Raw genomic sequence first — 19,608 nt, forward strand, 5'->3', positions numbered from 1 at the left:
GCCGTCGACAGGCCCGCACCCACCCCCGTCGACACATCCGGAACCGGCTCCCAACTCGCCCTCGCCGAGGACCTCCTGACTCTCCTGCGGACAACCACTACCGAGCCACGCCCCGACGAGCAGCTCGAAGCGCTCACCTTGGCCGTCGCGGCCGACCTGCCCGTGCTGCTCTGGGGCGAGCCGGGCATCGGCAAGACCGCGGTTCTCACGCAGCTCGCCACCTCCCTCGACCTGCCGCTGACGACCGTGATCGCCAGCGTCCACGAGCCGTCCGATTTCTCCGGGCTGCCCATCGTGGGCGACGACCCGGCGGTGCAGGGGGTGCCGATGGCGCCGCCGCAGTGGGCTGTGGAGCTCGTGCGGGCCGGGCGGGGGCTGCTCTTCCTGGACGAACTGTCCACTGCCACCCCGGCGGTCCAGGCCGCGCTGCTGCGGGTCGTCCTGGAGCGGAGGGTCGGTGCGCTGCACCTGCCGCCGGGGGTGCGGATCGTGGCTGCCGCCAATCCTCGAGCGTCCGCAGCGGACGGGTGGGAACTGAGCCCCCCGCTGGCCAACCGGTTCGTGCATCTGTACTGGGTGCACGATCGGGAGGTGGTGGTGCGCGGGCTGGGCGGGGTCTGGCCCCGGGCGGAGCTGCCCCGGCTGGAGCCGGAGCGGCTGCCGGAGGCGGTGGCTTTCGCACGGCGCGCGGTCTGCGGCTTCCTTCAAGCCCGGCCGACGCTGATCCACCGGCTGCCGAGCACCGAGACGCGGCGCGGCGGTGCCTGGCCCTCGCCCCGGAGCTGGGAGACTGCGCTGACCCTGTTGGCCTTCGCCACGGCGGCCTGCGTCTCCCAGGACGTGCTGGCGCTGCTGGTGCGGGGCGCAGTGGGGGACGGGCCGGGGCTCGAACTCCTCGCCCACCTGGACCGGATGGACCTGCCGGACCCGGAGTCGCTGCTGGCCGATCCGGTCTCCGCCGAGCTGCCGGTGCGGGGCGATCTGCGCCAGGCAGCGCTGGAGGCGGTGGTGGCCGCCGTAGGGGCCCGGCCAGAGCGGGAGCGGTGGGAGGCGGGCTGGGCTGTACTGGTCCGGGCGCTGGAGACCGGCGCCCCGGACCTGCTGGTCGCCCCGGCGAAAGCGCTGGCCGCGCTGCGGCGAGACGACTGGGACGTGCCGGACGCGGTCGAGCGGCTGGCCGCGGTGGTCGGTCTCGCCCGGCGGGCGGACCGGTCGGTGGAGCGGGCCGCGGCATCGGCCGATGCCGGGCGTGCGACGGGGACGCGCCGATGACGGAGGCCACGAAGCACCCGAAACCGCGCCCGATGCCCCGGCCCGCGCCGCCGCGCCCGGTGCGGGCCACCGTGCCGGGCCCGCCGGCCGGCTCCGGCGGGCCGGTCGGCGGGCCCGGACTCCCGCTGGACATGGAGAAGTTGCTGGCCGCCCGACTGCACGCAGTGAAGGTCCGCCCCTACCTGGCCGACGCGCTCTTCGCGCTGCACGTGGTGGAGGACCGGTCGGTGCCGACGATGGCGGTGGACGCGCACTGGCGCTGCTACGTCTCCCCGGGCTTCGTGGCGCGCACCCCGGTGGAGGAGCTGGCGGGCGTCTGGGTGCACGAGGTCTCCCATCTGCTGCGGGACCACCACGGGCGCGGCGAGCGGTATGCGCGGGAGCATGATGAGTACGGGCCGGGCGAGCGAAGCGAGATGGGGGTCCCCCCGGCCGAAAGCTGGGGGAGGCTGCGGCGGAACATCGCCGCCGACTTCGAGATCAACGACGACATCTACGGTGACGGTCTGCCCCTGCCTGCCGGGGCGGTGCTGCCGTCGCTGCTGCGGCTGCCCGACGGGTTGCTGATGGAGGAGTACCTGCGGACGGCGTCGATGTCCGGGCTCGCCGCGGACCTGGCCTGGCTGGACTGCGGCAGTGGTGCCGACGGGCAGGGCCGGCCGTGGGAACTGGGGCCCGACGGGGCACACGGGCTGAGCAGGCAGCAGCGGGACGCGGTCCGCTTCCGGGTCGCAGAGGGGATCAAGGGCCGACCGGGCGACGCGCCGGAGGGCTGGCGCCGGTGGGCGGACGAGGCGTTCCATACGCCGCAGCCGTGGCGGCAGTTGCTGGGAGCGGCGGTCCGCTCGGCAGCGAGTGCGCCGGGGGTGGGCGAGGACCACAGCTACCGTCGTCCGTCCCGGCGCTCGGCCGGCATCCCCGGGGTGCTGCTGCCGAGCCTGCGCCGTACGCCGCCCCGGGTCTGCGTCGTGATCGACACCTCCGGGTCGGTGAGCGACGCCGAACTGGGCAGCGCGCTGCTGGAGGTGGCGGCGATCTCACGGGCGGTGGGCGGGCGGCGCGACCTGGTCTCGGTGATCTCCTGCGACGCGGCGGCCGGGGTCGCCGTCCCGCTCTGCCGCGCCGAGAACATCGCACTGGTCGGCGGCGGGGGAACGGATCTGCGCTCCGGTTTCGCCCGGGCCCTCCGCTCCCGGCCCCGTCCGGACGTGATCGTTGCCCTGACGGATGGTCAGACTCCGTGGCCCTCCGCGCAGCCGCCGTGCCGCACCGTCGTCGGTCTCTTCCCGCGTCCCGCCCACGCCGTGGACGAGGAGACCCCCGACTACGTCCCGGACGCCCCGCCGCCCTGGGCGCGTGTCGTCACCATCAGCTGAGAAAGCGCAGTGGCACGACCTCGCCACCCCTTACGAGCGCCCCACGGGGCGCGGTGAGCGGTGGGGTGACCGTACCGATCAGGGCCGCGGTGGTCACCCGCACCGTGTGCTTCCGCCACGACCGCACGCCCCCGCTGTAGGGATCGTCCAGACGCTTGAAGCACACCCCCCTCCGCCCGACCGCCGTCCACGTCGACCGCTCCCGCGCCACGGCCGGGTCGTAGTCGACGGGCACAACGTGAACGGCGCCAGGCCACGATCCGCGAACAACGCCTCCAGCGCCGCACGTCGCCGCGCGTACGCCCGGCCGGTCTCGGCCGGGCAGCCAGCGAGATTGATGCACAGGACGCATCGACACATCCCGGTTTGATGCTGGACGCCGCTGGGAGGCGGCTCGCAGACTCACGCGTGACGTGACGACGCGAGGAGGACTCATGAGACGGATCACCAGACGTTCGGCACTCACTATGGCCGCGGGCACGGTCACCGCCTCGACGGTGGTCACCACGACCGCGGTGACCACGGCGAGTGCGGCGGCGGCCGATGCCACGGTGCCGGGAGGGCAGGCGGCGACGTCCGGGGCCAATCCCGTCCTGCGGGCCGACCTCATCACACACGTGACCCCGAGGAACAACTGGCGGGTGATCGCCGTCGTCCTCCGTCATGCGCGCCCCATCGACCTACAGGGGGACACCATCCCGCCCTCCGCGTTCCAGGTCACGGCCACCCTCGGCGGGCAGACCACGGCTCGCACGGTCACCCGGGTCTACCCGAACACCGCGGCCGAGGTGGACGACCGGCGCCACGCCGGACGGCCGGGCAGGTACCTCGTCATCGAACTCGACCCGGACGACACCAATGCGCGCGCCTCCGGCGCCGTCGACCCCCTTCCGCTCGACCGCGCCTACGCCGTCCGCCAAGTGGCCGCAGTGACGGCGGGCGACGGCCAACTGGTGCTCGTCGCAGGCTCGTTGACCATCAGGAACAACGACGTCATCACCCCCGTGGCCGACGACTTCACCGCGGGCTCGTTCACCGACTCCACGGGATTCGAGCTGGACTTCCGGCTGTACCAGCCTGCCGGATACGTACGGAGTCCAGGGGCGCCGCCCACCCGGTACCCGCTCGTCGTCACCCTGCACGGTGGCGGCGAGGTCGCCGACAACAACATGACCCAGCTCACCGCCAACCGGGTCGCCGTCACCTTCGCCAAGCCGGAACGCCAGCGCCGGAACCCGGCGTTCGTGCTCGCCCCCCAGATCCCGCTGCCCCGCCCCATGGACGGACCCGACGGCACGGACTGGACCGACCCCAGGGTCCAGGCCGCGCTGACCGAGCTCATCGACACCTTCACGGCCGAGCGCCCCGTCGACACCGACCGCTGCTATATCGTCGGCCTGTCGTCGGGCGCGCGAGGCATCTACGCCCTGCTCCCGAAGCGCCCCCGCACCTTCGCCGCGGCCCTGGCCACCGCCGGCTGGGGCGACCCGTCCGCCCTGGGCGCGATCACGCACATCCCGATCTGGGCCGACCACTCCGTCGACGACCCGGTCGTTCCCTACCGTGAGGGGCGGTTCGGCAAGCCCGGCACCTGGACGCTGATGAACGCGCTGGAGAGCGCCGGCGCACGGGTCACCCGCGGGGAGTGGGCCAACGACCTGCCGAAAGCGGAGTACGAAGCCCGCTCCCGCGCCCTGCTGAACCGCGCCCACCGGGCCGGCAGCCATGTGCTGTTCACGAGCTACCCGGCCGGAACGACGCCGGTGAGTGCGCATCTGTCGTGGGCTCAGACGTACGAGAACGACGTCGTCATCGACTGGCTCTTCGCCCAGTCCCGCTAGGGCGTGTTTCGAAAGCCTCGCCTGCCCCGCGGCGTCTGGCACGCACTCCCCCACTGCCTCAAGGGCGTGGGGGCACCCCCACACGGCGTTGCCGAAACACCCGAATAGCTCCGCTATTAGGGCGCTCCGGCGCCTTGCGATCGCACGCTCCCCCACGCTCGGCTTCGCTCGCGCGGGAGGACCCCCATCGCCGCCGCGGGGCCCGCCCTTCGGGCGGACGACGGGACTTTCGAAACACGCCCTAGGCCTGCCGTCGGACGGACACCCGAACATGATCTCATCCTCACAGTTCAGGCGTATTCTCACCGCCCTCGCCGTGGCCTCGGCGTTCCTGTTGCCGGCCGCCCCGCCGGCCACGGCTTCGGCTACCACCACAGCCACCGCGGAGGGCCCCGCGAGCAGATGTGCCGCCCTGTCCCGCGCCCGGCTGCCGCAGGCGAAGGTCACCGTCGCCCAGGCCGTGCCCGCCGGGCAGTACACCGCGCCGGACGGCCGGACGATGCCGGTGCCGGCGTTCTGCCGTGTGCACGGCGTCGCGAATCCGGTACCGAACTCCCGCATCGGGTTCGAGGTCTGGCTGCCCCAGCGGGACTGGAACCGCCGGCTGCTCATGTTCGGCAACGGCGGCTACAGCTCGGCCATCGACTTCGCCTCCATGGGCCGGATGCTCGGCGCCGGATACGTCACCGTCGGCACGGACACCGGGCACACCGGTGATGACCCGGACGTCTTCGTGCAGGGCGCGGCCAACCCGGAGATCATCGTCGACTGGGGGCACCGCGCCGTGCACGAGTCCGTCCTGAACGCGAAACGGGTGGTGAAGGCGTTCACCGGCACGGCACCGCGTCACTCGTACTTCGTCGGCTGCTCCACGGGCGGCCAGCAGGCGCTGACGGAGGCGCAACGCTACCCGGACGACTTCGACGGCATCGTGGCCGGAGCCCCGGGCAACAACCGGATCAGCCTCAACGCCGGGTTCCTGTGGCAGTTCCTGAGCAACCACGCGCCGGGCGACGACAGCCGTCCGGTCATCCCGGCGTCGAAACTCCGTCTGCTCACCGACGCGGCGGTGCGACGGTGCCGTGGCCGGGACGGAGGACAGGCCACCGACGACTTCCTCACCGACCCGCGGTCGTGCTCGTTCGACCCCGCCAGCCTTCGCTGCTCATCAGGCGACGGGCCGGACTGTCTGACCGATCCACAGATCCGGGCCGCACGGAAGATGTACGCCGGCGCGCGTGACCCGCGCACCGGAGAGCAGATCTATCCGGGCTGGCCTGTCGGCAGTGAGGCGCCGGTGGTGAACGCCGCGGGCCAGGTGCTGTCCGGCTGGAGCGGCTACTGGGGCACCACGGCACCGGCGCGCGCGAACTTCTGGCGGTACTGGGTCTTCGACGACCCCGACTGGAACTGGTGGACCTTCGACTACCACCGGGACATCCGGTTTGCCCGGCAGAAGCTCGGTCCGGTCATCGACGCGACCGACCCGGACCTGCGCCGCTTCCGAAACGGCGGCGGGAAGCTGCTGATGTACGCGGGCTGGGCCGACCCGGTCGTCTCCGCCTACGACACGATCGACTACTACCGTCAGATGGTCCGCGCCACCACGCCCGGCCCGAAGGAGAACAGAGAGGACTTCGCCCGGCTGTTCATGGCGCCCGGCATGACCCACTGCGGCGGCGGCCCCGGACCCAACCGGTTCGACACACTCGCCCCGATCGTCCGCTGGGTCGAGCAGGACGTCGCGCCGACCGAGATCACCGCGACCAAATACGTCAACGACGACCCCGCCCAGGGCGTGGCACTGACCCGGAAACTACGCCCGTACCCGGCCGGTACCAGTCCCCCTGCTCCGCCGCCCTGAACTCCCAGTGGGCCTGTCGGCCGGGTAAGTCCTAGAGGTTGTAGCCGCCCGATACCTCAATGTTCTGAGCGGTGACCCAGCGGCTTTCGTCGGAGACCAGTGTGGCGATCATCGCGCCGATGTCGCCGGGTTCGCCGACGCGGCCGAGCGCGGTCTTCGCGGCGAGGGTCGGAACGACCTCGGGGAAACGGGTGAAGGCGTCGTCGGCGATCCGGGTGCGGGTCGATCCCGGCGAGACAGCGTTGACGCGGATGCCCCGCGTGCTGAATTCCTTGGCCATGTACCGGGTCAGCACGTCCAGGCCGCCCTTCATCGACGCATAGGCCGAGTAGCCGGGCTCCGGGCTGGCCGTCGCCGCCGAGCTGCTGCTCGTGTTGACGATGGCCCCGCCGTCCGCCATCAGGGGCAGCAGCCGCTGCGTCAGGAAGTACGGTCCCTTGAGCAGGACCCGCATGAGCCTGTCGAACGTCTCCTCGGTCGTGTCCTCGATCAACGACGTCTGCGCGAAACCGGCGTTGTTGACCAGGTAGTCGAATGTGTCGCGCTGCCAGGTGTCGCGCAGCACGGCGGCCACTGTGTCGCGGAAAGCCGCGAAGGTGCCGGTCTCACCCACGTCCAGCGGCAGCGCGACGGCAGTGCCGCCCTCCTTCTCGATGGCGGCGACCGTCTCCAGCCCGCCTTGCGGGTTGTTGCCGTAGGTCAGGATGACTCCGGTTCCGCGCTTGGCGATCTCGATCGCGGCGCTCTGTCCGATGCCGGAGCTGGCGCCCGTGACGATGGCGACCTTCATGGTGTTCCTCCTGTGTGCGGTCGTGTGTGCGGTCGTGTGTGCGGTCATGTGTGCAGTCGTGTGTGTGCGTGAGTGTGCGTGAGTGAGTCGGCGGCGCTATGCGGCGGAGTCCGGGGGCAGGACTCGGGCGAGCCAGTCGGCCCGGGTCCGGCGGGCCGTTGCCGAGATGCGCGCCTGCGGGTACAGCGCGTCGAACCCGTGGAAGCCGCCCGCCCAGACGTGGAGTTCGGCCTGGCCGCCGGCCGCCCAGATGCGGGTGGCGTAGTCGGCGTCCTCGTCGCGGAAGACTTCGGCGGAGCCGGTGTCGATATAGGTGGTCGGCAGGCCCGAGAGGTCGTCGGCCAGCGCGGGGGAGACGTACGGGGGTACCTCGTCTTCGGTGAGGTCGCCGAGGACACAGCGCCATCCGAACTCGTTCATCTCGCGGGTCCAGACACCGGGTCCGCCGGAGTACTGGCGGCTGGAGGTGCTGGTGTTGCGGTGGTCGAGCATGGGGCAGATCAGCATCTGCGCGGCGATCGCCGGTGTGCCGAGGTCGCGGGCAAGCAGTGTGACGCCGGCCGCGAGACCGCCGCCCGCACTGGCGCCCGCGACGACGATCCGGGCAGGATCGATGCCCAGTTCGGCGGAGTGTTCGGCGACCCAGAGCAGCCCCTGGTAGCAGTCGTCGACCAGGGCGGTGCTGGTGGCCTCCGGCGCAAGCCGGTAGTCCACCGAGACCACAACCGCGCCGAACTGGTCAAGCCATTCCAGCGGGATGTCGATCTGCGAGAAGCGGTCGCCCATGACCATCCCGCCCCCGTGCATCCAGTAGACGCAGGGTGCGGCGGTGCGATCGGTGTTCGAGGGACTGAACACCGACAGGAGGATCGGGGCACCGTCCTTGACGGGCACGGTGACCTCGCGCCGGTCGACCTGCCGGTGGGCGAGAAGGGACTCGACGGGCGTCGACGGAAGCCGGCGCAGTTGCGCGAGAACTTCCGAGCTGAGCTGGGACATCAACGGCATGTCGGCCAGCAGCTCACGCAGTTCGGGGTCCAGGTCGGGTCGTGCCGTGGTCATGCTTGCTGCCTTTCGTGGGGTGACGCCGGAGGCCGGGCGAGAAGAGAGAGGGCCGCCTTGGCAGGCGCCGAGGCGGCAGGGGCCGGGGCGAGGGACGATCGCCGGATCAGAAGGCGGCCTTGCCGCGGACCGGCACGTAGTCGGTGTACTCGGACTCCCTGGCCAGCAGTCCGTCGATCTGCGCCACGATCGCCTGGGCGGCCTCACCGGCGAAGATCCGGTGGTGCTCCTCCTCGCTGGTCCAGCCCTCGGTGACGTGGACGACGTCGGGGTCGGACGCGGAACGGGAGACCAGGTAGACGACGCAGTGTTCGCTCGCGCCGGGGCTGCCCTCGTTCAGGCCGGTCAGCAACAGGTCGACCAGACAGTCGCCCATTCCGGGCCTGGCGGTCAGGGTGGCGGTGAAGCCGTAGTCGGCGATCATGGATGCCCGCTTCTTCGGTGATGGAGTGAGGTGATTCCATTCAACCGACGTGACCTGCGAAAACGTTAGAACGATGCTCGCTCGTACTTGCACGATCCTCGCGGGCACGGGAGCCGCAGCGCGGATTGGTGCTGCAATGGACGCATGTACCTGGAAGAGCTCCGCACCCTGCTCGACCGGCATGCCCGGCCCGACTGGACCACCGCCATAGACGGCGTCCTCATCTCGAAGGTCGACCGGTCGGATCCGCCGGCACCCTCGACGTCCGGCACGGTGCTCGCGGTCATCGCCCAGGGCGCCAAACGACTCGCCCTGGGCGAGCGGGTGTACGAGTACGGGCCCGGGCAGTACCTGGTCGCATCCGTTGATCTGCCCGTCACCGGGCAGTTCACCCAGGCCGAACCCGAGCGGCCGGCCCTCGGCTTCGGTCTCACGCTGGAACCGTCCGCCGTCGCCGAGCTGCTGCTTGACGCCGGGCCCGGAGACACCCCCCACGTCGGCGGGGGCGCGCCGTCGGGCATCGCCGTCAGCGACGCTCCGGCCGCACTGCTCGACGCGGTGGTCCGTCTGCTGCGTCTGCTCGACGAGCCCCGCGACCGTGCCGTGCTCGCCCCGCTGGTCAAGCGCGAGATCCTGTGGCGCCTGGTCACGAGCGAGCAGGGTGCGACGGTTCGCCAGCTCGGCCTGGCCGACAGCGGCCTCAGCCACATCTCCCGGGCCGTGCGCTGGATCCGCGAGCACTACGCGCAGCCCTTCCGGGTCGAGGACATCGCGCGCCTTTCCGGCATGAGCGTCTCCGCCTTCTACCGCAACTTTCAGGCGGTGACCGCGATGAGCCCCATCCAGTTCCAGAAGCAGATCAGGCTGCAGGAGGCCCGGCTGCTGCTCGCCACTCACCCGGGCGACGTCACCGGAGTCGGCCAGCGCGTCGGCTATGACAACCCGTCACAGTTCAGCCGGGAATACCGCCGCCAGTTCGGCGCGCCCCCCAGCCAGGACGCCGCCCGTCTGCGTCATACCGTGCGCACCCCGGCAGGTGTCCTTCCCTGAGCCGGGTGGACGGCGGTGGAGGAACGAGCAAGAGTAGCGAACTGCTGGCGATTGACTGAGTACGAGTGTGTTCTGGTGTGCATGAGTGAGTGTCCGGGCTGTGGCTTGTGCGACCTCGTGGGTCAGAACCCCAGCCACCGGCTCCCGAGGCAACCGTCCCCGCCCGGACTGCATCACCGGAAGCGCTGAACCGCCCCGCGCGGCCCCCCTGAACAGGAATACATGACGCATGACGTCATGTATGTGCCCCATGCTTGAGACATGAAGTCGGACCGGCTGCTCTCCATCCTCCTGTTGCTGCAGACGCACGGGCAGATGCCCGCCGGCGAGCTGGCGGCGCGTCTGGAAGTGTCGGTTCGCACGATCTTCCGAGATGTCGAGGCGCTGTCGGCGGCTGGGGTTCCCGTGTACGCAGAGCGCGGGAGCAAGGGCGGCATCGCGTTGCTGCCGGGGTACCGCACCGATGTCACCGGACTCACCGCCGACGAGGCTCGTGCCCTGTTCGTGCTGGTCACGGAGCAGGCACACGCGGATCTGGGGCTGGGGCAGGCGATCGGTTCAGCACTGCGCAAGGTGATGGCCGCGCTGCCGGCGCCGTTCCGGGGTGACGCCGATCTGGCCAGCAGACGGATCATGATCGATCCGGTGCGCTGGCGCAGCAGTCCGCGGTCCTCGGCGGTCGACCTGGGCGTACTGCAGGCAGCGGTGTTCAACGACCGACGGCTGCGACTGCGGTACCGGCACGGCCGTGACGCTCAGGTCCGCTCGTACACCCTGGATCCGTACGGGCTGGTGAGCAAGGCCGGAGCCTGGTACCTGGTGGCGGACCACCGGGGTCAGCCGATGATGTTCCGTTCGGACCGGATGCTGTCGGCGTCGGTGGTTGACGAACCGGTGCGCCGCCGGGACGGGGTGGAGCTGGCGGACGTGTGGGAGGTGTTGCGGCAGAACATCGACCGGATCCCGGCCCCGGTACGCGTTGTCGTGCGAGTGCGGCGGTCGGTGCTGGCGAGGTTCCTGCGCTATCACGAAGCCGAACTCGCGGATGCGGCACCGGCCTTGGTGGAGGCCGAGACCGGTGCGGAGGAACCGGTGGAGCTGGAGCTGCGGTTCCCCGCTCTTCGCTCGGCTGAACAACTGCTGGCGTTCGGCCCAGCGGTTGAGGTGCTGGAGCCTGCGGAACTGCGCGAGGTTCTGACCCGCCGAGCACAGGAGACCTTCTCCCTGTACACCGAGGGCCGCAGCACCTGATCCCCACGGCAGTGAGCCCCGGCCCCCGGCAGCCCGGAACACCTCCCGTCGACCGGCAGGCCCCGGCACTGCCCGGTGCCTGCCGGAAGCACTCGCCCACTGCCGGCCGACACCTCATGACACGAGACCTTTCACAGGTCGGGGCGGACGAAGGCCACCATTCCGAGAACGCGGAAAACAGTCCCCGAAACTTCAGACATACATGACGCTCCCTGTCATGTATGTCTCGCCAAGATGGTGTTACGGACCGGCCGGACCGCCAACCAGGCCATCCGGCTCCCCCGGTCCGCGACCCCCGGTGCGCCCAAGCCGCACTCGCCGCACATTGGGGGATGAAACACTTGAAAGGAATATTTCCCATGACTGCCACCCTTAGGCCCGCCCAGAAGGTCGCCGACGAGTTCGCCCGTGCCTGGCTCGGCCGCGACGTCGAGAAGGCGCTGGGATTCCTCGCCGAGGACGTCGTGTGCGAGGCCCCGAACGGCCGCTTCGAGGGCGTGGCCCGCTACCGCGATTTCCTGGCGCCGTTCGCGAGCTCACTCATCAGCGGCACGGTGATCGACGTGCTGGGCAACGACACCCACGCGGCGGCCGTCTACACCACCGAAACGCCCTTCGCGAAGGACTTCCGCGGCATCGACTACATCGCTGTCAAGGACGGCAAGATCACCCATGTGATCAGCGTCTTCGACCTCAGCCCGGTGATCCGGGCCGGAGGCAACACCGAGCACTGACCAGCTCCGAAAGCGGGTCCGCCGACCGTCGCCACGGCGGCGGCCCCGCCCCTTTCAACCGCCCCCTCCACTGGTAAGAAAGCTCGCAATCATGATCACCGTCACCGCTGCCACCGGTCAGCTCGGCCGCCTCGTGCTGGAGGAACTCCTCGCGCGCGGCGTACCCGCCGACCAGATCGTGGCCGCTGTCCGGACCCCGGAGAAGGCCGCCGACCTGGCCGGGCGCGGCATCCACGTCCGTGAGGCGGACTACGACAAGCCCGCGACGCTCGCCTCCGCGTTCACCGGCGCACGACGGCTGCTGTTCATCTCCTCCAACGAGTTCGGTCGCCAGGCCGAGCAGCACGCCAACGTGATCCGCGCGGCGAAAGAGGCCGGAGCCCCCGCGCTGATCTACACCAGCTACCTCAACGCCGACAGCAGCGGCATCGCCATGGCCGAACCGCACGCCCGCACCGAAGAACTCATCCGTGCCTCCGGCATCCCGTACGCGATCCTCCGCAACGGCTCCTACATCGAGAACTACACAGCCAACATCGGCATGTGGCTCCAGTACGGCACCATCATCGGCTCCGCCGGTGACGGGAAGATCTCCGGGGCGACCCGCGCGGACCTCGCCGCAGCCGCCGCCCTCGTGACCGCCGACCAGCCGATGAACAACCGAATCCACGAGCTCGGCGGCAGCGCATTCACCATGAGTGACCTGGCCGCCGAGACCACCGCCCAGACCGGCACCACGGTGACCTACACCGACATGCCGCCCGCCGAGTATTCCAGGACCCTCGCGAGCGTGGGCCTGCCGCAGTTCCTCACCGACGCCATCGCCGACAACAGCGCCGGCGCCGCACGAGGCGCCTGGTACACAGACAGCAGGGAACTGCAGAACTTGCTCGGCCGCCCCACCACCTCCGTCAAAGAGGCGATTGCCCAGGCCCTCGCCCAGCACCAGCGCTGATCTGCAGCCACACCACCTCACGGCGGGCACACCCCCCGAACGGCCCGTGCCCGCCGTACCAACCGCACGCACATGAGCGAGGGCACCATGACGGACACCGCCGCGGCACGCGAGGCGAAGGACGACAAGATCTACTTCCCCGAGCCTCTCGCACAAGCCACGATCGTCCGGCGCCCCAACCGGTTCATCATCGACGTCCAGGTTGAGGACGTGGCGCTCGCTTGCCACTGCCCGACCACCGGCCGCATCGGCAACCTGGTCCTGGACGGCCTGCCCTGCCTGCTGTCCCGCAGCCACAGCAGCGCCCGCAAGACCCCCTACACGGTCGAGGCGGTCAGCGTCGATCCGCCCGGCACCCCTGACCCCACCTGGATCGGTATCAACCAGACCGCGGCCAACCGCTACGTCGAACACGCCCTCAGCCGCAGGCTCCTGCCGCATATCGTCACCGCGGAAACCGTCCAACGCGAGAAGTTCCTCGGCCGGTCACGGCTCGACTTCCTCGTCAACGACGACACCTACATCGAGGTGAAGACCCCCCTGGACCACCTTCAGGTGCCCCTCGGCGACCACATCCGCACCCGGCCACGCCCGCCCCTGGCCGCAACCGACCGGCTCGTCAAGCACATCGGCGAACTCGGCCGGAGCCTCGAAGCCCACGAACGCGCGATCCTCCTGGTCTGCTTCCTGTACGACAACCCTGGCTTCCAAGTCAAGAAGAGCAGTCACCACAGCGAAGTCAAAGCACAGGTCGCCCAAGCCGTGAAACGCGGTGTCGAGATCTGGCAGGTCAACTTCGAACTCGACCACACCGGCGTACGCGTGAGTCGCCACTACGAGCTGACCACGCACTTCCTTGACGCGTAGCAGCCCAACACTGTTGAGCGAGGACGTCGGCATGCGGACGGCGGGCCCCAGCGGTTCCCGGCATCGGAGGAGATGTTCGTCGTGCTGGACCGTCGTGCTGGACCACGCGCAGACGTGGGCTGGTTTTTGCCGAAACGGCATAGATGTTTGCTGTCGGGGGTGGGGAGGCCGCAGGGTCGCGGTATGAGCGAGAAGGAGTGGGGACAGGCAGCCGGTCAGGTGTGGGACGTCGTGGTCGTCGGGGGTGGTGTGGCGGGTCTGTCGGCCGCGCTGACGCTCGCGCGGGTTCGCCGGTCGGTCCTGGTGATCGATGAGGGTGAGCCGCGTAATGCTCCGGCCTCGGCGGCGCACGGTCTGCTGTCGAGGGACGGTATCGCGCCGCTGGAGCTGCTCCGGCTGGCGCGGGAGGAGGTCGCTTCGTACAGCGGGCGGATCGTCTCCGGCCGCGTTGAGGGGGTTCGCCGTGAGGGCGAACGTCTGGTGGTGGGCACCGACGACGGGAGGCGGACGCTGGCGCGGAGGGTTCTGGTGACCACGGGGCTGGTGGATGAGCTGCCCGGTGTCCCGGGCCTTGCGCAGCGGTGGGGGCGCGACGTGCTTCACTGCCCGTACTGCCACGGTTGGGAGGTGCGCGAAGCGGCGGTCGGCGTGCTGGGCACGGGCCCAGCGGCGTTCCATCAGGCGCTGCTGTTCCGGCAGTTGTCGTCAGAGGTGACGTTGTTCCTGCACACCGGCGGCGATCTGGCGGGGGAGCAGTGGGAGCAGCTGGCCGCACTCGGTGTCGGAGTGGTCGACGGTGAGGTCCGCGACCTGGATGTCGATGATCAGGACCGGCTGTCGGGCGTTCGTCTGGCCTCGGGTCGGTCGGTCGCGGTGGATGCGCTGGTGGTGGCGCCGCGCTTCGTGGCGAGGGCGGGCTTCCTCGCTGAGCTGGGTCTACCGGTGACGGAGCACCCGATGGGGCTGGGCGTGCGGTTGGTCACCGACGAGGCTGGGTTCACCGGCGTCGAGGGAGTGTGGGCCGCCGGCAACGTGACGGACCTGCTGGCGGGTGTCCCGGCCGCTGCCGCATCCGGGACGCGGGCGGCAGCGGCGATCAACATGGACCTGATCGGTGCCGACGCCAAGGCCGCGGTCACCGCCCGCGCCGGCGGAGTGTTCAGCGGGGCGATGGAGGCCGAGGCGTCCCGGCGCGTACTGGGCGACCGCCGCCATGGGCTCGACTCGCTGCTTCACCCCCGGCCCGGCTCCGGCCGGTAGTCGGAGCCGGAGACGCGGTCGTCGGCGGGGGCAGGACCGAACTCTGGTCTCCCAGGAGTACTCCAGATCGGCGAGCATCCGGGCCGCCGCTCGCCCCGGCATCCGGCCGCCAGTGGTGGCCACCCGATCCGCCGACGGCGTATCGGACCGCACCGACCGACTTGCCAGTTCGGCAAAGCTATTTGCCGTCATAGCCGCGTGCGCGCAGGCTGCATTCAGAAAGTTCTGGCTCACAAGCCAAAGCCGGTACCTCTCGGACTCGGCCGTGTTCCCTTATTCGCCTGGAACCTCTCCGACTCGAGCGGTACGTCAGAAGTCGCAATTGCCTTACAGAACAGAGAAGGCGGCAGATGGAAAATCGCCATGTCGTGATCATTCCGATCGAGATCGACGAGGAGAAGGAAAGCTCTTATCTCGACGCCTGGCAGGACGCCGCGGACGCGATGGCGGCTCAACCCGGTTTCATTCGGACGTACATGTTCCGCACGATCGTTCCGGGGAGCAAATTCCTTCTTGTCAACGTGGCGGAATGGGAGTCCACCGCTCACTGGGAAGAGGCGATGAACGTCTGCCCGATGATGGGACAGCAGATAGCCGTCGCCCATGCCTCGAACTACGAGGCGATCCGGACGGTCCTGCCCGCCACGCAGCAGAGCCTGGGCTCCGGCGACGGTCACGCGCCCGCTGACCTGTCTGCTGTCGATGCGCATCGCCGCGTCGTGGACGGGAAACTCACGCTGGTCGATGTCCGCGAAGACGATGAATGGGCAGCGCGTCACCCGGCCCGCGCCGTCCACGTCGCGCTCAGCACGTTGCCAACCTCGCTGTCAGATTTGCCTGATGGCCCATTGGCCTTCGTATGCCGCACGGGCGCACGCAGCGTGCAGGGCGGCGCGCAGGCGATCCGCGCAGGCCGGTCCTCCGTCTACAGCGTGGCAGGCGGCCTTGAGGCATGGGAAGCAGCAGGGCTGCCGGTCACCCTCCCCGATCGCGAGGACGCGGCGAACAACGGCGACCGTGCCAAAGCTGCGGTACGTGAGGGCTGACAAAAGCAGAACCGGCGGAAACCGTGGCATACGTCCGCCGGCATGAGGCCGGCCGGGCACGCCATCCGCCTCGCACCCTTCGGGAAATTCTCTACCGCCATTTCGGGCGGCGATCGTTCATGAAATGGATCGTGACGTGAGGGCCGTGGATGCCACGAGCGACTCGGAGCGGCGCGGGTGCTTCGGAGCTGTGCCCGGGAATTCCCCCACCGGGAAATTCCCGGGCACACCATCCCAGAAAGGAGCCACACCGTGTTTTTTGTCGACACCCTGGAGTTCGAGGGCCTGGGTAACCGCAGTTACCTGGCCGGCGGTCCGAGAACAGCGGTCGTGGTCGATCCGCCGCGCGACATCGACCAGGTGATCGCCACCGCCGCGCGGCGAGGGGTACGCATCGCCTACGTGGCGGAGACGCACTTGCACAACGACTACGTCACCGGCGGGCTGGAACTGGCCCGCCTCACCGGCGCCCGCTACCTGGTCCCGGCCGACGCCCACGTCTCCTTCCCTCGCACTCCCGTCACGGACGGCGACACGTCCGAGGTGGACGAGCACCTCGTGCTACGTGCGATAGCCACCCCGGGCCACACCCCGCACCACACCTCATACGCACTGGAGGAGGACGGCCGCGCGGTGGCGATCTTCACCGGCGGCTCGCTACTGATCGGCACCGTGGGGCGTCCGGACCTGGTGGACCCGCGGCTGACCGAGCACCTGGCCCGCGCGCAGCACACCTCCGCGCACCGGCTGGCAGCAACGCTCGACGACGAGGTGCCCGTGCTGCCCACGCACGGCTTCGGCAGCTTCTGCTCCTCCTCCCAGGCCGAGGGCGATGCGACCACGATCGGCAAAGAACGCACCAGCAACGACGCCTTCACCCTGGACGTGGACACCTTCGTGAAGCGGGTCCTGGCCGGACTGGAAGACGTGCCCGCCTACTACACGCACATGGGACCGGCCAACGCCGCCGGCCCCGCGCCCGTCGACCTGACACCGCCCGAACCCGCCGACGCAGCACAGATCGCCGAACGGCTGGCGGCGGGTGAGTGGGTGGTGGACCTGCGAGGCCGGGTCGCCTTCGCCGACGGCCATGTGGCCGGATCGTTCAACTTCGAGGGCACCGGCAAGCTGGCCACCTATCTGGCCTGGCTGATCCCGTGGGGCAAGCCGGTCACACTCCTCGCCGACACCCCGGCGCAGATCGCCGACGCGCAGCGGGAGTTGACCCGGGTCGGCATCGACCGCCCGGCCGCCGCCACCACTGGTAATCCAGCCGCCTGGGTCCGTGAGGGGGAACAGCTCGCCTCCTTCCCCCGCGCCCGCTTCGCCGACCTCGCCGATGTACACGAGCGCAGCGAGGACGTGGTGGTACTGGATGTGCGCCGGGATTCCGAACGTGCGAACGGCTTCATCGAGGGCTCCGTGCACATTCCGCTCCACGAGCTGCACGGCCAGGTCGGCGAGGTGCCGGACGGCACGGTGTGGGTGCACTGTGCCGGCGGGATGCGCGCGGCGATCGCCGCTTCCCTCCTGGACGCGACCGGACGAAAGGTCGTCGCCATCGATGACGGCTTCGAGGCTGCCGCCGACGCGGGCCTGAGCGTCACTCGGCCCGGAATCCCTTGCTCCACCCGCCCGGAAGGCACGCGACGTTTCTCCCGCCACAGCCCTGGCCGCCTCGGCCCCGAACAGGCCCACCCCCGCGTCACCGGGACCGGGCTGCCGGTGGCCGGGGACAGCGGACACAGTGGGCGAATAGCGTGACCGCCCTGATCCTGGCCCTGATCGCAGGCGCCGTCGTCGGCCTGGCGCTCGGCGCGCTCGGCGGCGGCGGCAGCGTCCTGGCGGTGCCCGCGCTGATCTACCTGCTCGGCTTTACCCCCACCGCAGCCACCACCGCCAGCCTGATCATCGTCACCGCCACGTCCCTGACCGCCCTGTACGCGCACGCCCGCGCCGGGCAGGTGCGATGGAAGGCCGGAGCAGCGTTCGCAGCCGCCGGGATTCTTCCGGCGGCTGCCGCTGGAGCCGCCGCCGTCCACATGCCCCAAGCCGTCCTCACCATCGCCTTCGCCGCTGTAGCCGTCCTCGCCGCCATCAAAATGCTCCGGCCCGTTGACACCGCTCGCCCCGGAAGCGGCGACGTACGGCCGGGCAAGGCAGCCGGGTCCGGTGCCGGCCTGGGCACGCTGACTGGACTACTCGGTGTGGGCGGCGGTTTTCTCGCCGTCCCCACCCTGGTCACCGTCCTGGGCTTCGAGATGGAGGCCGCAGTCGGCACCAGCCTGCTGGTCATCACGGCCAACTCGCTGGCCTCCCTGGCCACTCGCTCCGGCGCCGCCGCCTCGCTCGACTGGGCGGTGATCGGTCCGTTCATCGGGACCGCGATCCTGGGCGCCTGGGACGGCAAGCGCATGGCTGCGAAGGTCTCCGGGCCCCGCCTGCAGCGCATTTTCGCGGCGGTTCTGCTGGCCGTGGCCGCCTTCATGCTTGCAGACGCCGTGATGTGACGGCAGCTCGGGCCAGCGTCAACCTCCCCAGACGGGCCTGCATCCGCTCGGTACCCTCGGCCGCCCACCCGCCCTCAGCCACGCGATGCTGCACCCCCCGCCGCGATGATCGAGCATCCGCCCGGCTCTCCGCGCTCCAGTACGACCACATCAACTTCCACCGACCAGGGCGCCGATCAGCTTGCGCACCACCGTTCTCGTCAGCCGCCTCGCGGCGGTCGCAGCCGGTACTGGCGGCAGGTGTGTTTGCGTCGAACATGGCCTTACCCGGCTTGTGGTGCGCCGTAGGAGAACTTGTACCCGGCGAAGTCGGCGACGTGGGTGTACCCGATGCGCTGGTAGAGGGTGTTGCTGGTGGGGTTGGCCGGGTCCGTGAACAGGACGACGTCCGTCGCCCCCGCGGCCAGCGCGGCCCTGCTCACCTCGACCGTCACAGCCCCCGCGTAGCCGCGGCCCCTGAGGCGGGCCGGGGTGTAGACGGGGTCCACCCGGACCATGCCACCGACGATCGAGGTTGCGGCGGCCATCGAGACGGGGGTGCCGTCCGGGGTCTCCCAGAACGTGAAGTGCCTGTCGCCGAATCGCGAGTCGCCCCAGGAGCCGGCGTCGATCAAGTCGATGGAGGACTGCTCCCCGACGTCGACGCAGAACTCACGGCACCAGCGCACGACTTGCTCACGCTCCTCACCGCCCGTGATGCGACCCTGGCCCTCTGGGCGCCGCTGCGGTGCGGTGAGCGTGCCGAGACGGTAAAGATGCGTCCGCCAGAAAACTACCGGCACGCCGCCACCCGTGCGCCGCTGCCATGACTCGGCGAAAGCGCTGGCGGTGTCGTGGTCCGCGATGACGTTGGCGGGGGAGTGGCCGAGGCCGGCCAGGTGAGCAGCGAGGGTGTCGGTCTGCTCGACAGAGAGAGGCGTGAGGCCCAGGCGGCCGCGCGGAGTGAGATAGAAGATCGCGCGCACCTCGCCTCCTGACTCCAGTCGGCCGAAGACGGCGGCTTCAGCGTCGTGTTCGGCCGCCCGGCGTATCCGCAGTTTCTCGATGTCCGTCAGCGGCGTGTTGTGCAGGGCGGGACGCGAGCGCAGGAAGTCCCCGGCTCGGGCGAGGAAGTCATCGATGTCTTGGGTGAGGTGCCAGTCATCCGGGAGCATGCTTCATGATCTCCGATGCCCTCGACTAGGGCCTGTACGGAGTCGTGATCACCTGCTGGTACAACTCTCGTGTGGCGAGGCGTGAACTCAGCGACGACGAGTGGGCGTTGGTCGAGCCGTTGCTGCCGATCGGCGCCTGTGGCCCCTATCCG

At 70.1% G+C, this 19,608-nt stretch carries 18 protein-coding genes; 13 read left to right on the forward strand and 5 right to left on the reverse strand.

Features of this window, described 5'->3' with window-relative positions:
* Positions 1-1,272, forward strand: a 1,272-nt coding sequence (locus tag FPZ41_RS33400) for an AAA family ATPase (protein ID WP_407698854.1), incomplete at its 5' end; no start/stop codon positions are given.
* Positions 1,273-1,403: 131 nt separating this feature from the next.
* On the forward strand, positions 1,404-2,648 hold the full coding sequence (locus tag FPZ41_RS33405; RefSeq protein WP_152867358.1) for a vWA domain-containing protein: 1,245 nt from the start codon (positions 1,404-1,406) through the stop codon (positions 2,646-2,648).
* On the opposite strand, the gene FPZ41_RS33410 is transcribed toward FPZ41_RS33405, so the two are convergent.
* Positions 2,641-2,883, reverse strand: a complete 243-nt coding sequence (locus FPZ41_RS33410; RefSeq protein WP_152867344.1) for a hypothetical protein — start codon at positions 2,881-2,883, stop codon at positions 2,641-2,643. The genes FPZ41_RS33405 and FPZ41_RS33410 overlap by 8 nt on opposite strands.
* Positions 2,884-3,082: 199 nt before the next feature.
* On the opposite strand from FPZ41_RS33410, the gene FPZ41_RS33415 reads away from it, so the two are divergent.
* Both FPZ41_RS33415 and FPZ41_RS33420 read left to right on the forward strand, forming a co-directional pair.
* Positions 3,083-4,489, forward strand: coding sequence for a PHB depolymerase family esterase (locus FPZ41_RS33415; RefSeq protein ID WP_152867345.1), 1,407 nt, complete (start codon positions 3,083-3,085; stop codon positions 4,487-4,489).
* Between the two features lie 271 nt (positions 4,490-4,760).
* On the forward strand, positions 4,761-6,353 hold the full coding sequence (locus tag FPZ41_RS33420; RefSeq protein ID WP_152867346.1) for a tannase/feruloyl esterase family alpha/beta hydrolase: 1,593 nt from the start codon (positions 4,761-4,763) through the stop codon (positions 6,351-6,353).
* Positions 6,354-6,384: 31 nt separating this feature from the next.
* On the opposite strand, the gene FPZ41_RS33425 is transcribed toward FPZ41_RS33420, so the two are convergent.
* The 3 genes from FPZ41_RS33425 to FPZ41_RS33435 all read right to left on the reverse strand — a co-directional run bounded on the left by FPZ41_RS33425 (position 6,385) and on the right by FPZ41_RS33435 (position 8,629).
* Positions 6,385-7,143 (reverse strand): SDR family NAD(P)-dependent oxidoreductase, encoded by a 759-nt coding sequence (locus FPZ41_RS33425; RefSeq protein ID WP_152867347.1) that lies wholly within the window; start codon positions 7,141-7,143, stop codon positions 6,385-6,387.
* Positions 7,144-7,239: 96 nt separating this feature from the next.
* A complete protein-coding gene (locus FPZ41_RS33430) occupies positions 7,240-8,205 on the reverse strand; it encodes an alpha/beta hydrolase (protein WP_152867348.1) in 966 nt (321 codons plus the stop codon).
* 106 nt (positions 8,206-8,311) lie between these two features.
* Positions 8,312-8,629 (reverse strand): putative quinol monooxygenase, encoded by a 318-nt coding sequence (locus tag FPZ41_RS33435; RefSeq protein ID WP_152867349.1) that lies wholly within the window; start codon positions 8,627-8,629, stop codon positions 8,312-8,314.
* 144 nt (positions 8,630-8,773) lie between these two features.
* Here FPZ41_RS33435 and FPZ41_RS33440 point away from each other — a divergent pair, with 144 nt between their 5' ends.
* The 9 genes from FPZ41_RS33440 to FPZ41_RS33480 all read left to right on the forward strand — a co-directional run bounded on the left by FPZ41_RS33440 (position 8,774) and on the right by FPZ41_RS33480 (position 18,302).
* Positions 8,774-9,679: an AraC family transcriptional regulator gene (locus FPZ41_RS33440; protein ID WP_152867350.1), complete on the forward strand. Its 906-nt coding sequence runs from the start codon at positions 8,774-8,776 to the stop codon at positions 9,677-9,679.
* A 261-nt stretch (positions 9,680-9,940) separates the two neighbouring features.
* On the forward strand, positions 9,941-10,930 hold the full coding sequence (locus FPZ41_RS33445) for a helix-turn-helix transcriptional regulator (RefSeq protein WP_152867351.1): 990 nt from the start codon (positions 9,941-9,943) through the stop codon (positions 10,928-10,930).
* A 359-nt stretch (positions 10,931-11,289) separates the two neighbouring features.
* Entirely contained in the window at positions 11,290-11,664 is a 375-nt protein-coding gene (locus tag FPZ41_RS33450; protein ID WP_152867352.1) for a nuclear transport factor 2 family protein, read from the forward strand.
* Between the two features lie 91 nt (positions 11,665-11,755).
* Entirely contained in the window at positions 11,756-12,619 is an 864-nt protein-coding gene (locus FPZ41_RS33455) for an NAD(P)H-binding protein (protein WP_152867353.1), read from the forward strand.
* A gap of 72 nt (positions 12,620-12,691) precedes the next feature.
* On the forward strand, positions 12,692-13,486 hold the full coding sequence (locus FPZ41_RS33460) for a DNA/RNA nuclease SfsA (RefSeq protein WP_228023148.1): 795 nt from the start codon (positions 12,692-12,694) through the stop codon (positions 13,484-13,486).
* A gap of 183 nt (positions 13,487-13,669) precedes the next feature.
* Complete coding sequence (locus tag FPZ41_RS33465; RefSeq protein ID WP_152867354.1) at positions 13,670-14,746, forward strand: NAD(P)/FAD-dependent oxidoreductase; 1,077 nt, start codon at positions 13,670-13,672, stop codon at positions 14,744-14,746.
* A gap of 350 nt (positions 14,747-15,096) precedes the next feature.
* On the forward strand, positions 15,097-15,792 hold the full coding sequence (locus tag FPZ41_RS33470; RefSeq protein ID WP_152867355.1) for a rhodanese-like domain-containing protein: 696 nt from the start codon (positions 15,097-15,099) through the stop codon (positions 15,790-15,792).
* Between the two features lie 252 nt (positions 15,793-16,044).
* Positions 16,045-17,556, forward strand: coding sequence for an MBL fold metallo-hydrolase (locus FPZ41_RS33475; protein WP_322621049.1), 1,512 nt, complete (start codon positions 16,045-16,047; stop codon positions 17,554-17,556).
* Complete coding sequence (locus tag FPZ41_RS33480; RefSeq protein ID WP_322621050.1) at positions 17,553-18,302, forward strand: sulfite exporter TauE/SafE family protein; 750 nt, start codon at positions 17,553-17,555, stop codon at positions 18,300-18,302. Before FPZ41_RS33475 ends, FPZ41_RS33480 begins: the two co-directional genes overlap by 4 nt.
* Before the next feature lie 263 nt (positions 18,303-18,565).
* Here FPZ41_RS33480 and FPZ41_RS33485 read toward each other — a convergent pair whose 3' ends face one another.
* Entirely contained in the window at positions 18,566-19,456 is an 891-nt protein-coding gene (locus FPZ41_RS33485; RefSeq protein WP_152867356.1) for a GNAT family N-acetyltransferase, read from the reverse strand.
* Positions 19,457-19,608: the final 152 nt, after the last annotated feature.

The sequence above is a fragment of the Streptomyces acidicola genome (genome assembly GCF_009377235.1).
In the GTDB taxonomy this organism is placed as follows: domain Bacteria; phylum Actinomycetota; class Actinomycetes; order Streptomycetales; family Streptomycetaceae; genus Streptomyces; species Streptomyces acidicola.